The organism is Rhizobacter sp. P5_C2, assembly GCF_054049715.1.
The window spans coordinates 20,532-33,244 of the sequence record NZ_JBFULV010000005.1; the positions used below are offsets into that span (position 1 = coordinate 20,532).

Here is a 12,713-nt window from a genome sequence, read left to right on the forward strand (position 1 = left end):
CGATGCGGCGGCGGATCGTCCTCGTCCTGCTGGCGGCTGCATTCGCGTCGACTGCGCAGGCCGCGCCGTCCGAGGCCGAACGGGCGCGCATCGAGCGGCTGATCGCCTACGTCGCAGGCCAGACCGGCCTGAAATTCGTCCGCAACGGCAGCGCCTATTCGCCGGCCGATGCGGCGAAGTTCCTGCGCGGCAAGTTCGACAAGATGGGCGAGCACGTCACCACCGCGCAGCAGTTCATCGACGAGATCGCGAGCCGCTCCAGCACCACCGGGCAGGCCTACCAGATCCGTTTCGCCGACGGCCGCAGCCTGCCCGTGGCGCAGTTCCTCGGCGACGAACTCAAGCGCATGGACCGCTGATGGGCACGCCGATGGGTGTCGAGGCACTGCTGCGCCTGTCGGTGGTCGCGGCGCTCGCGACCATCGGGCTGAAGACCTGGGCGTGGTGGGTCACCGGCTCGGTCGGGCTGCTGTCGGACGCGATGGAGTCGGTGGTCAACCTGGCCTCGGCACTGTTCGCGCTGCTGATGGTGAACATCGCGCGGCGGCCGGCCGACGAAGACCATCCGTCGGGCCACACGAAGGCGGAGTACTTCTCGAGCGGCTTCGAAGGCATGCTGATCGCCGCGGCCGCGGTGAGCATCGTCTGGGCCGCGGTGCAGCGCTTTGCGCACCCACAGCCGCTCGAATCGCTCGGCTGGGGCCTGACGCTGTCGGTCGCCAGCTCGGCGATCAACGGGCTGCTGGCCTGGCGGATGATGGCCGGCGCGCGGCAGCACCGCTCGATCGTGCTGGAGGCCGACGCGCGCCACCTGATGACCGACGTGTGGACCTCCGCCGGTGTCGTCGCCGGCCTGCTGCTGGCCAAGCTGACCGGCTGGCTGTGGCTCGATCCGCTGCTCGCGATCGGCGTCGCGCTGAACATCCTGCGCGAAGGCGGGCACCTGGCGTGGCGCTCGATCGAGGGGCTGATGGACAGCGCGGTCGAGCCCGAGATCCGCGAACAGATCGACGGCACGCTGGCGCAGTTCGCCCCCCACCCGATCCGCTTCGACCACGTCGTCACGCGGCGCGCGGGGCAGCGGCGCTTCATCGACATGCACATGCACGTGCCGGCCGACTGGACGCTCGGTCGCGCGGCCGCGCTGCGCGCCGATGTCGAGCAGGCGCTGATGCATGACGTGCCCGGCTTGCGGGCGTCGATCCAGCTGCTGCCGACGAATGTCGAGGCGCAGTCCGCCGACGGGCTGGCGCGATGATCTCCATCACGCAGCGGGTGTCGCAGGCGCGCGTCGAGGTGGCCGGGCAGGTGATCGGCGCGATCGACGCCGGCCTGCTGGTGCTGGTGTGCGCCGAGCCGGACGACACGCCGGCGATTGCCGACAAGCTGGTCGCGAAGCTGCTGAAGCTGCGCATCTTCGGCGATGAGAACGGCAAGATGAACCGCAGCGTCACCGACATCGGCGGCGGGCTGCTGATCGTCAGCCAGTTCACGCTGGCGGCCGACACCTCGGGCGGCAACCGGCCGAGCTTCACTGCCGCGGCGCCGCCGGCGTTGGGGCGTGAACTCTATGAGCGGGTGCTCGCCACTGCGCGGTCACAGCACCCGAACGTCGCCAGCGGCGAGTTCGGGGCGGACATGAAGGTGCACCTCGTCAACGACGGCCCGGTGACCATCCCGATCACGTTGCGGGCCTGAAACCACTCAGTCGGCGTACTGCCCGGCGGCCTTGATGATCGGGCCCCACTTGTTGATCTCGGCCTCGACGAACTTCTTGTGCTCCGGGCCGTTCACGCGCGCGTCGGTCATCACGACGGCGCCCAGGCCTTCTTCGCGGTGGATGAAGTCGGGGTCCTTCAGCGCGATCTTCAGCGCCGCATTGATCTTGTCGGTGACGGCCTTCGGCGTGCCCTTCGGCGCGTACAGCGCGTGCCAGATGCTGACGTTGAAGCCCTTCAGCCCCGATTCGTCGAGCGTCGGCAGCTTGGCCAGCGCCGGCGTCGTCAGGCGCTTGGTGCTGGTCACCGCGAACGCCTTCACCTTGCCGCCGGCGATCTGGCTGGTGGTGTTGGTGGTCTGGTCGCACATCAGGTCGACCTGGCCGCCGAGCAGGTCGGTCATCGCCGGGCCGGTGCCCTTGTACGGCACGGTCGTCATGTCGACCTTGGTCGTGCTCATGAACAGCAGGCCGCACAGGTGCGAGGCCGATCCGAGCCCGGCGTTCGCCAGGTTGATCTTGCCCTTGTTCGCATCGAGCCACTTGGTCAGCTCGGCGTAGTTGGTGGCCGGCAGCGAGGGCTTGCCGATCAGCGTCATCGGCACCTCGTTGATCATGCCGAGGTACTCGAAGTCTTCCAGCGTCTTGTACTGCATGTTGCGGTACAGCGCCGGCGAGGTGCTCATGCCGATGTGGTGCAGCAGCAGCGTGTAGCCGTCGTTCGAGGCCTTCGCGACCTTGGTCGCGCCCAGCGTGCCGCCGGCACCGCCGACGTTGTCGATGATGATGACCTGGCCGCCCAGCGGCTTGCGCAGCGCCTCGGCCAGGTCGCGCGCGACCTTGTCGGTCGGGCCGCCGGCGGAGAACGGGACGACGATGGTCACCGGCTTCTCGGGGTACTCGGCCAGGGCGGCGGTCGCCGTCAGCAGTGCGGCGCCGGCCAGCAGGAGTTTCTTCATGGTCGTGTTCCTTTCGAGCAAGCGTGTCGGTGAGTCAGAAGGCCCGAGCTTAAGGAAGCTCCGAGGCACCGGCATGGCGGAAACTACGTAACCCGGAGGCGACGCAAGGCCATTGGTAACGTGATGGTGGTCGGCTCAAGCAAGGTGGTCGGCCAGCACCCGGGCGACGTGCAGGGCCTCGCGCTGCGCACCGTCGGCGATCTGGTGCCTGCAGCTGGTGCCGTCGGCGACGATGATCGCGTCCGGCGCCTCGCGCACCGCCGGCAGCAGGCTCAGCTCGGCCATCTGCATCGACACCTCGTGGTGGCTCGCCTCGTAGCCGAAGCTGCCGGCCATGCCGCAGCACGAACTCTCGATCAGCGTCGGCTGCGCGCCGGGAATCAGCTTCAGCACGTCGAGCACCGGCTGGATCGCGCCGAACGCCTTCTGGTGGCAGTGGCCGTGCACCCGCATCGCCTGCGCCGCCGGCTTGAAGCGCGGCGCGAAGCGGCCCGCGATCGCCTCACGCGCGAGGAACTCCTCGAGCAGCAGCGCCTGGTCGGCCAGCACCTTGGCGTCGTCGCCCAGTCCCATCACCAGCATCTCGTCGCGCATCGTCAGCAGGCACGACGGCTCGAGCCCGACGATCGCGATGCCGCGTTGCGCGAACGGCAGCAGCGCCTTCAGCAGCTCGCGCGCATTCGCCTTCGCCCGCTCCGGCATGCCGGCGGCCAGGTAGGTGCGCCCGCAGCACAACGCCGCGCCCGGCCGGCTCGCGGCATGCACGGTGTAGCCGGCCGCCTGCAGCACGCGCACTGCGGCGGTCGCGTTCTCGCTCTCGAAGCTGCCGTTGAAGGTGTCGACGAACAGCACGACCGGCTTGTCGGCCTTCAGCACGTCGGCGCGCGTGGCGAGGCCGATGTGCGGCGCGACGCGCCGGAAGGTGTCGCGGCGAAAGCGCGGCAGGCTGCGCTTGGCGGACAGCCCGAGCCAGCGCTCGGCCAGCCCCTTGGCGCCGGGCAGCGTCTCGCGCAGGTTGAACAGCCACGGTGCGGCGCTCGCGAGCCGCGCATAGGCCGGCAGGTGCGCGATCAGCCGGTCCTTCAGCGTGTGGCCGTGCAGCGCCTTGTCGTGCGCGGTGAACTCGAGCTTCATCTTCGCCATGTCGATGCCGGTCGGGCAGTCGCGCTTGCAGCCCTTGCAGCCGACGCACAGGTCCATCGCGTCGCGCACCGCGTCGCTCGCGAAGCCCTGTTCGCCGAGCTGGTTCGACAGCGCGAGGCGCAGCGTGTTCGCGCGGCCGCGCGTCAGGTGCTGCTCGTCACGCGTGACGCGGTAGCTCGGGCACATGGTGCCGGCGTCGAACTTGCGGCAGTGCCCGTTGTTGTTGCACATCTCGACGGCCTTCGCGAAGCCGCCGCTCGTGTCGCCGCCGGTGCCGGGCGCGGTGGTGGTTTCGGTCGCCGGGTCGTTCTGGACGTTCCAGGCCGACCAGTCGAACACCGGCTTCAGCGCGATGGTCTTGTAGCCCGGCGCATAGCGGAACAGGCTCGCATCGTCCATCTTCGGCGGGTCGATGATCTTGCCCGGGTTCATCAGGTTGATCGGGTCGAGGTGCTGCTTGATCGCGCGGAAGGCCTCGTTGATGCGCGGCCCGAACTGCCATTCGATCCACTCGCCGCGGCACAGGCCGTCGCCGTGCTCGCCGCTGTAGGCGCCCTTGAACTTGCGCACCAGCGCGCTCGCTTCCTCGGCGATCGAGCGCATCTTGTGCGCGCCGCCGCCCGGGCCGCCTTGCCGCATGTCGAGGATCGGCCGCACGTGCAGCGTGCCGACCGAGGCGTGCGCATACCAGGTGCCCTTGCTGCCATGCCGGCGGAACACCTCGGTCAGCGCGTCGGTGTACTCGGCCAGGTGTTCGAGCGGCACCGCGCAGTCCTCGATGAAGCTGACCGGCTTGCCGTCGCCCTTCAGGCTCATCATGATGTTCAGGCCGGCCTTGCGCACCTCCCACAAGGCCTTCTGCGGCGCCTCGTCGCGCATCTCGACCACGCTGCCGGGCAGCTTCAGTTCGCCCATCAGCTCGACCAGCTGCTTCAGCTGCGCCAGCAGCACCGCCTTGTCGTCGCCGCTGAATTCCACCAGCAGGATTGCCTGTGGCTCGCCGATCAGCGCCGCGTCGATGGTCGGGCGGAAGGCCGGGTTCGCGCGCGACAGCTCGATCATCGTGCGGTCGACCAGCTCGACCGCGCTCGGGCCGAGCTTCACGATGTGCTGCGCCGAATCCATCGCCGCGTGGAAGCTCGGGTAGTTGACGACGCCGAGCACCTTGTTGCCGGGCAGCGGCGCGAGCTTCAGCGTCAGCGTGCGCGTGAAGCCGAGCGTGCCCTCGGCGCCGATCAGCAGGTGCGCGAGGTTGACGCTGCCGTCGCTGGTGTAGGGCCGCTCGCTCTGCGGACGGAAGATGTCGAGGTTGTAGCCGCCGACGCGGCGCATCACCTTCGGCCAGCGCAGGTCGATCTCGTCGCGCTCGGCGCTCGCCAGCTCGCGCACGAAATCGGCGATCGCGGCTTCTTTCGCGTCCAGCTGGTCGACGCGGCCGAAGCGCACGTTGCTGCCGTCGCTCAGCCAGGCCTCGGCCGCGAGCACGTTGTGCACCATGTTGCCGTAGGCGATGCTGCGCGAGCCGCAGGAGTTGTTGCCGGCCATGCCGCCCAGCGTGGCCTGCGCGCTGGTCGACACGTCGACCGGGTACCACAGCCCGTGCGGCTTCAGGAACGCGTTCAGGTGGTCGAGCACGATGCCGGGCTCGACCTGCACCGTCATCGCGTCGCGGTCGAACGCGAGCACGCGGCGGTAGTGCTTGCTGGTGTCGATCACCAGCGCCGCGCCGGTGGTCTGGCCGCACTGCGAGGTGCCGCCGCCGCGCGGCAGCAGCGGGATCTTCAGGTCGCGCGCGATGTCGATCGCGATGCCGATGTCCTGCGCGGTGCGCGGCACGAACACGCCGACCGGCATGATCTGGTAGATCGACGCATCGGTCGCATAGCGGCCGCGCGACGCGATGTCGAACAGCGTCTCGCCCTGCGTGTGGGCAGAGAGCCGCTTCGCCAGCTCGGCGGCTTCGGGCGACCCGAAATCGCGCAACGAGCGCCCGGCCTCGCGGGCGACATCGACATCGACCAATGCAGTCATGCGGACACCTTCGGGGAGGAATCGAGTTCGCCGTGCTTCATCAGCTCGAGCACCACGTCGCGCTTGTTCAGCAGGTGCTGCACCAGCAGCCGGTGCAGGCCGGCGCCATCGCGTGCCGACAGCAGTTCGATCATGCGCTCGTGCTCGCTCATCGCGCGCGCCCACTTGGCCTCGTCGCAGTTCGAGCGGAAGCGCAGCGCCTGCAGCCGGGCGTTCACCGTGCCGTAGGTCTGCGTCAGCACCGGGTTGCGCGCGGCCGCGTTGATGTGCTTGTGGATCACCGCGTTGATGCTGTAGTAGGTCGGCAGGTCGCGCCGCGTGTAGGCGGCCAGCATCTCGAAGTGCAGCGCGCGGATCTCGGCCAGCTCGGCGTCGGTGATGCGCTGCGCGGCCAGCTCGCCCGACAGGCCTTCGAGCCCGGCGATCACCTCGAAGGTGTCGGCGATGTCCTGCGCCGACAGCTCCATCGCGACCGCGCCGCGGTTCGGCAGCAGGTCCACCAGGCCTTCGGCGGCCAGCATCTTGATCGCCTCGCGCAACGGCGTGCGCGACACCTTCAGCTCCTCGCACAGCGCGCGCTCGTTGAGCTTGCTGCCCGGCGGGATGTGGTTCTCGACGATCAGCTGGCGCAGCCGCGTGCACACCTGTTGGTGCAGCACCTGGCGGGGGATGGAAATGATGTCGGCCATGGCGAGCTTTCTGAATTTGTATTCATTTTCTGTGCAGGTCGATGGTCATCATACGGATGCCATCGCGGGTGACAACCATTGACAAATGAATTTTGTATGCAAAACTAAATCGCATTCGGACCTCGTCAGGAGTCGTCATGATCGCGCTAGACCAGCATCCCAGCGGCCGTCATTTCCTGCAGATCCCCGGGCCCAGCCCGGTGCCGGATCGCATCCTGCGGGCCATGAGCCTGCCCACCATCGACCACCGCGGGCCGGAGTTCGGCGTGCTGGGGCTGAAGGTGCTCTCGGGCATCCAGCAGGTGTTCCGCACGCGCCACCCGGTGGTGATCTACCCGGCGTCCGGCACCGGCGCGTGGGAGGCGGCGCTGGCGAACGTGCTGAGCCCGGGCGACGCGGTGCTGATGTACGAGACCGGCCACTTCGCGAGCCTGTGGCAGAAGATGGCGCTGCGGCTGGGCCTGAGGCCCGAGTTCCTCGCGCTGCCCGGCACCGATGCGCTGACCGGCCTGCCGAACAGCTGGCGCCACGGCGTGCAGGCCGACCTGATCGAGCAGCGCCTGCGCGCCGATGGCGGCCACGCGATCAAGGCCGTCTGCGTGGTGCACAACGAAACCTCGACCGGCGTCACCTCCGACATCGCCGCGGTGCGCCGCGCGATCGACGCCGCGAAGCACCCGGCGCTGTTGCTGGTCGACACGATCTCGGGCCTGGCCAGTGCCGACTACCGGCATGACGACTGGGGCGTCGACGTCACCGTCAGCGGCTCGCAGAAGGGCCTGATGCTGCCGCCGGGCATCAGCTTCAACGCGGTCTCGCCGAAGGCGATCGAGGCCAGCAGGAAGGCCACGCTGCCGAAGGCCTTCTGGGCCTGGGACGAGATCATCGAGATGAACAAGTCGGGCTACTGGCCCTACACGCCGAACACCAACCTGCTGTATGGCCTGAGCGAGGCGCTCGACATGCTGCTCGACCAGGGGCTCGACAGCGTGTTCGCCCGCCACCAGCGCTGGGGCGAGGCGGTGCGCAGCGCGGTGCGGGCCTGGGGGCTGCCGATCCAGTGCGCCGACCCGGCGGTGTACTCGCCGGTGCTGACCGGCGTGATCACGCCCGAGGGCGTCGACGCCGACGTGCTGCGCAAGCTGATCCACCAGCGCTTCGACCTGTCGCTCGGCACCGGGCTCGGGCGGGTCAAGGGCCGCATGTTCCGCATCGGCCACCTCGGCGACTGCAACGACCTGACGCTGATGGCGGCACTGTCGGGCGTCGAGATGGGGCTGAAGCTGTCGGGCGTCGTCACCGCGGGCAGCGGCGTGCAGGCGGCGATGGACTATTTCTCTTCGCATCCACAGAGCCCGGCCCTGAAGGCCGCTGCCTGAAGACACCGCATCCCATAACAGTCAAGGAGGTTCGCATGCAACGTCGTTCGCTACTCCAGGCCGCGGCCGGCACGGTCGCCAGCCTCGGGGCACCGCGCCTGTTCGCGCAGGGACTGCCCTCGGGCCCGATCCGCATCATCGTGGGCTTTCCGCCCGGCGGCGGCACCGATGCGCTGGCCCGCGTGCTGGGCCAGAAGCTGGGCGTGATGTGGGGCCAGCAGGTGATCATCGAGAACAAGGCCGGCGTCGCGGGCGTGCTCGCGGCCGACTACGTGGCGCAGCAGCCGAGCGACGGCAGCACGCTGCTGATGGCGCACATCAACAGCCATGCGCTGGCGCCCAGCCTGCAGCCCAAGCTGAACTACAACGTCGAGCGCGACTTCGTGCCCATCATGCTGGTCGGCGTCACGCCCAACCTGCTGATCGCCGGCACGATGCAGCCGGCCGTCACGGTCAAGGACATCGTCGCGCTGTGCAAGGCCAAGCCCGGCGAGATCAGCTTCGGATCGGCCGGCTCGGGCTCGGCGCAGCACCTGGCGCTGGAGATGTTCAAGCTGAGTGCGAAGGTGAATGCGCTGCACATCCCGTACAAGGGCAGTGCGCCGGCCATCACCGACCTGATCGGCGGGCAGATCAACTACTGCTTCGAGACGATGACGGCGGCCACGCCGCATGTGAAGGGCGGCAAGGTGATCGCGATCGCGCAGACGCGCATCAAGCGCGCGAAGGGCCACCCGACGGTGCCGACCATGGCCGAGCAGGGTTTCCCTGACTTCGAGGCCACCACCTGGTACGGCCTGGTCGGCCCGGGCAAGCTGCCGAAGGGGCTGGCGCAGAAGATCAACGAGGACGCCAACAAGGTGATGGCGATGCCCGACGTGCAGGAGCGGCTCGACAGCTACGGTGCCGAAGATGGCGGCGGGTCGTCGGAGAAGTTCACCGCGTTCATCCACACCGAGATCGCGAAGTGGGCGAAGGTGGTCAAGGAAGGCAACGTCAAGTCGGACACCTGATCAGTCGTATTTGCGCGCGTCCTCGATGACGCGCCCGTCGTTCGGCAGGCTGCCCGGCGCGCACAGCTCCACGTCGCCGCGCAGCTTGGTCACGTCGCGGATCGCGTCGGCGATGCGCGTGGCCAGGCCCTCGGCACCGCCGGCCACCTCCACCCGCAGCGTCATGCGGTCGCTCGCCATCTCGCCGCTGACCACCAGCCGCGCCCGCGCGATCTCCGGAAAGCGCCGCAGCACCTCCGCCACCTGCGACGGGTGCACGAACATGCCGCGCACCTTGGCCGTCTGGTCGGCGCGCCCCATCCAGCCCTTGATGCGGGTGTTGGTGCGCCCGGTCGGGCAGCGGCCGGGCAGCACCGCCGACAGGTCGCCGGTGCCGAAGCGCACCAGCGGGTAGTCCGGGTTCAACGTCGTGACCACCAGCTCGCCGACCTCGCCCTCGGGCACCGGGTCGCCGGTGCCGGGCCGCACGATCTCGACGATCACGCCTTCATCGAGCACCAGCCCTTCGCGGGCCTCGGTCTCGTACGCGATCAGCCCGAGGTCGGCCGTCGCATAGCACTGGTAAGCCTCGATGCCGTGGCCGCGCAGCCAGTCGCGCAGCGCCGCTGGAAAGGCCTCGCCGCTGACCAGCGCGCGCCGCACCGAGCCGAGCGATCCGCCCGCCTCGAGCGCCTTGTCGACCAGGATCTTCAGGAAGCTCGGCGTGCCGACGTAGCCGTGCGGCCGCAGCTCGCGCATCGCCTGCAACTGCAGCTCGGTGTTGCCGACGCCGCCAGGGAACACGGTGCAGCCGATCGCGAGCGCGCCGCCTTCCATCATCGAGCCGGCCGGCGTCAGGTGGTAGCTGAAGCTGTTGTGCACCAGGTCGCCGGCGCGAAAGCCGGCGGCATGCAGCGCGCGGGCCGCGCGCCAGTAGTCGGTGGCCTCGCCCTCGGGTTCGTAGAGGGGCCCGGGCGACTGGAACACCCGGCGCGCGCCGTTCGGGCGGCGCAGGCCGCGCCAGCCGATGGTCGAGAAGCCGCCGAAGACATCGTCGACGACACCGCTGCTGCGCTCGGCCTGCTGGCGCGCGAGCAGTTCACTCTTGCGCGTGACCGGCAGGGCCGCGAGTGCCGCGCGATCGGTCACGCGGTCGGCCTGCAGGCCGCTCGGCAGCGCGGCGAACGCCGGGGCATGGGCCTGCGCATGGGCCAGCAGCGCGGGCAGGGCGCTGAACAGCGCGCGCTCGCGCTCGGCCGGCTCGCGGGTTTCGAGGGCGTCGAAGAAGGCCGCCATCATTCGTCATCCGCCCAGCGGGCCAGGCGCTTGCGCATCTCGTCGACCAGCTTGCGCACGTCGGCGCCGCTCTTCAGCACCTGCGTGTCCCATTCCGGCGTCGTGATCGGACGGCGCGCGATGCGCGCGGTGATCGCTGCGGCATCGCTCGCGAGCTGAAGCACCGGCTTGCCTTTCCAGTCGAACGCCGCACCGCGCTCGGCCAGCGGCTTCAGCTCGCGCAGCTGGCGCTTCAGCGTGACCAGCGTCTCGTCGGGCTTGAAGGCCGGTGGCGCCAAGAAATCATCGGACATCGTCGTCTCCCTTCAGCTCAGCCAGCGTTTGCGGCGCTTGTAGCTTTTCACGTCGCGGAAGCTCTTGCGTTCCACGTCGTCCTTCGCGCCGCCGGTGCCGAGGTAGAACTCCTTCACGTCCTCGTTCTCGGCCAGCGCCTTCGCCGCACCGTCCATCACGACGCGGCCGTTCTCGAGGATGTAGCCGTGGTCGGCATAGCGCAGCGCCATCGCGGTGTTCTGCTCGGCCAGCAGGAAGGTCACGTGCTCGCGCTGGTTCAGGTCTTTCACGATCTCGAACACCTCCTCGACGATCTGCGGCGCGAGGCCCATCGACGGCTCGTCGAGCAGCACCATCTTCGGGTTCGCCATCAGCGCGCGGCCGATCGCGCACATCTGCTGCTCGCCGCCCGAGGTGTAGGCCGCCTGCGAGCCGCGCCGCGTCTTCAGCCTCGGGAAGTAGCCGTAGACCTTCTCCAACGTCTGCGCGATCGCGGCCTTGCCGTCGCGTCGCGTGTACGCGCCGGTCATCAGGTTCTCCTCGATCGTCAGGTGCGCGAAGCAGTGCCGGCCTTCCATCACCTGCACCACGCCGCGGTTCACCATCTCGGCGGTGGAGAGCGCCTCGATGCGGTCGCCGCGCAGCTCGATGCTGCCCTTGGTGACCGCGCCGCGCTCGCCCGCCAGCAGGTTGCTGACGGCGCGCAGCGTCGTCGTCTTGCCGGCGCCGTTGCCGCCCAGCAGCGCGACGATGCCGCCCTCGGGCACCTGCAGCGAAACGCCCTTCAGCACCAGGATCACGTGGTGGTAGATCACCTCGATGCCGTTGACGTTGAGCAAGACCGGCGCGTTCATGGCATCAGTTCCCACATCAGCTCTGGCAGTCCTCAGGCGTGCGGCGCGTCAGCTTCTTGTCGCCCGCGTACTTGTCCGCTGCCGCCTTCACCATCGGCTTCAGGATCTGCTCGTCGGCCTGGTACCAGTCGGAGCTGAAATTCCACTTGCTGCCGTCCCAGGTGTGCACCCGCGTCCAGCTGGTGCCCATGTGGTCCAGGCACGAGGTGCTGACCGGCCGCATCACGCCCGCGAAGCCGAGCGCGTCGAGCTTCTTCTGGTCGAGCGCCAGGTTCTCCAGCCCCCAGCGCACCTGCTCGCCGGTCATCACCTTGCCCTTGCCGTAGCGCTCCTGCGCGCGTCGCACCGCCTCGACGCCGAGCATCTGGATGATCAGCCCGCGCGTGTACAGCACCGAGCCGACCTCGTCCTTCGGGCCGGCGCCCTGGCCCTTGTCGTGCACGTACTTCAGGATGTCCTGGATCACCTTCGGCTGCTGGCCCGAGGTGTTCAGCGCGAGCGCGTTGTAGCCCTTGGCCGCATCGCCGACGTCCTTCACGTCCGGCTCGGCGCCGGCCCACCACACGCCGTACATCTTCTCGCGCGGGTAGCCGGTGGCGATCGCCTCCTTCAGCGCGGTCGAGTTCATCACGCCCCAGCCCCACAGCAGCACGTAGTCGGGCTTCTGCTGGCGCACCTGCAGCCACGCCGACTTCTGCTCGACGCCGGGCGCGGTCACCGGGATCTTCACCAGCTCGAAGCCGTGCGTCTTCGCGCGCTCTTCCAGCAGCGGCATCGGCTCCTTGCCGAACGGCGAGTCGTGGTAGACGAGCGCGATCTTCTTGCCCTTCAGCTTGTCGAGCCCGCCTTCCTTCTTGCCGATGTGCTGGATCAGGATGTCGGCGGCCGTCCAGTACGAGCCCATCAGCGGGAAGTTCCACTTGAACACGCCGCCGTCCTGCGACGCCGCGAGCCCGTAGCCGAGCGTGATCAGCGGGATCTTGTCGGCCGGCACCTTGTCGGTCAGCGCGAAGGTGATGCCGGTGGCCTGCGGGTCGAACAGCGTCACGCCGGGGCGGCCCTTCAGGCGCTCGTAGCATTCGACGCCGCGGTCGGTCGCGTAGCCGGTCTCGCATTCCTCGAAGCTCAGCTTGACGCCGTTGATGCCGCCGTCGCGGGCGTTGATCATCTTCAGGTAATCCTGCTTGCCGTTGGCCCACGGCGTGCCGTTGGGCGCGTAGGCGCCGGTGCGGTAGACGAGCAGCGGGAAGAACTGTTCCTTGGCCTGCGCCTGCGCGGCTGGCGCCGCAAGCAGGCCGGCCCAACCCACCGCGGCGATCGCGGCAACCCGTGCGAACGACTTGAATTCCATGTCTGTCTCCGTTGTGGTTGTTGAATGCG

General features: G+C 69.0%; 12 protein-coding genes. 5 read left to right on the plus strand and 7 right to left on the minus strand.

All coding sequences use genetic code 11. The features are described 5' to 3' along the window. Positions 1 to 2 precede the first annotated feature (2 nt). Genes ACXJLU_RS02695 through dtd form a run of 3 tightly spaced genes read left to right on the plus strand, consistent with a single transcriptional unit; the run spans position 3 to position 1,698 of the window. The gene (locus ACXJLU_RS02695; RefSeq protein WP_457328941.1) at positions 3 to 359 is read left to right on the plus strand and encodes a DUF5329 family protein; all 357 of its coding nucleotides are present in this window, start codon (positions 3 to 5) and stop codon (positions 357 to 359) included. Further along, entirely contained in the window at positions 359 to 1,258 is a 900-nt protein-coding gene (locus ACXJLU_RS02700; RefSeq protein WP_457328942.1) for a cation diffusion facilitator family transporter, read from the plus strand. Before ACXJLU_RS02695 ends, ACXJLU_RS02700 begins: the two co-directional genes overlap by 1 nt. Further along, on the plus strand, positions 1,255 to 1,698 hold the full coding sequence (gene dtd / locus ACXJLU_RS02705; protein WP_457328943.1) for a D-aminoacyl-tRNA deacylase: 444 nt from the start codon (positions 1,255 to 1,257) through the stop codon (positions 1,696 to 1,698). The genes ACXJLU_RS02700 and dtd overlap by 4 nt, the downstream gene beginning before the upstream one ends. A 6-nt stretch (positions 1,699 to 1,704) precedes the next feature. Here dtd and ACXJLU_RS02710 read toward each other — a convergent pair whose 3' ends face one another. The 3 genes from ACXJLU_RS02710 to ACXJLU_RS02720 form a co-directional block, all read right to left on the minus strand. Continuing rightward, complete coding sequence (locus ACXJLU_RS02710; RefSeq protein WP_457328944.1) at positions 1,705 to 2,676, minus strand: tripartite tricarboxylate transporter substrate-binding protein; 972 nt, start codon at positions 2,674 to 2,676, stop codon at positions 1,705 to 1,707. A 135-nt stretch (positions 2,677 to 2,811) separates the two neighbouring features. After that, positions 2,812 to 5,850, minus strand: coding sequence for an FAD-binding and (Fe-S)-binding domain-containing protein (locus ACXJLU_RS02715; RefSeq protein WP_457328945.1), 3,039 nt, complete (start codon positions 5,848 to 5,850; stop codon positions 2,812 to 2,814). Beyond that, a complete protein-coding gene (locus tag ACXJLU_RS02720) occupies positions 5,847 to 6,539 on the minus strand; it encodes a GntR family transcriptional regulator (RefSeq protein ID WP_457328946.1) in 693 nt (230 codons plus the stop codon). The genes ACXJLU_RS02715 and ACXJLU_RS02720 overlap by 4 nt, the downstream gene beginning before the upstream one ends. A 137-nt stretch (positions 6,540 to 6,676) precedes the next feature. Here ACXJLU_RS02720 and ACXJLU_RS02725 point away from each other — a divergent pair, with 137 nt between their 5' ends. Then, on the plus strand, positions 6,677 to 7,918 hold the full coding sequence (locus ACXJLU_RS02725) for a pyridoxal-phosphate-dependent aminotransferase family protein (RefSeq protein ID WP_457328947.1): 1,242 nt from the start codon (positions 6,677 to 6,679) through the stop codon (positions 7,916 to 7,918). 35 nt (positions 7,919 to 7,953) lie between these two features. Continuing rightward, the gene (locus ACXJLU_RS02730; protein WP_457328948.1) at positions 7,954 to 8,931 is read left to right on the plus strand and encodes a Bug family tripartite tricarboxylate transporter substrate binding protein; all 978 of its coding nucleotides are present in this window, start codon (positions 7,954 to 7,956) and stop codon (positions 8,929 to 8,931) included. On the opposite strand, the gene ACXJLU_RS02735 is transcribed toward ACXJLU_RS02730, so the two are convergent. Genes ACXJLU_RS02735 through ACXJLU_RS02750 form a run of 4 tightly spaced genes read right to left on the minus strand, consistent with a single transcriptional unit; the run spans position 8,932 to position 12,684 of the window. Next, positions 8,932 to 10,206: a phenylacetate--CoA ligase family protein gene (locus tag ACXJLU_RS02735; protein WP_457329032.1), complete on the minus strand. Its 1,275-nt coding sequence runs from the start codon at positions 10,204 to 10,206 to the stop codon at positions 8,932 to 8,934. Beyond that, complete coding sequence (locus ACXJLU_RS02740) at positions 10,206 to 10,499, minus strand: hypothetical protein (RefSeq protein ID WP_457328949.1); 294 nt, start codon at positions 10,497 to 10,499, stop codon at positions 10,206 to 10,208. Before ACXJLU_RS02740 ends, ACXJLU_RS02735 begins: the two co-directional genes overlap by 1 nt. Positions 10,500 to 10,511: 12 nt before the next feature. After that, positions 10,512 to 11,333 carry an ABC transporter ATP-binding protein gene (locus ACXJLU_RS02745; RefSeq protein WP_457328950.1) on the minus strand — a complete coding sequence of 274 codons (822 nt, stop codon included), beginning with the start codon at positions 11,331 to 11,333 and terminating at the stop codon, positions 10,512 to 10,514. Between the two features lie 16 nt (positions 11,334 to 11,349). Beyond that, the gene (locus tag ACXJLU_RS02750; RefSeq protein ID WP_457328951.1) at positions 11,350 to 12,684 is read right to left on the minus strand and encodes an ABC transporter substrate-binding protein; all 1,335 of its coding nucleotides are present in this window, start codon (positions 12,682 to 12,684) and stop codon (positions 11,350 to 11,352) included. Positions 12,685 to 12,713 lie beyond the last annotated feature (29 nt).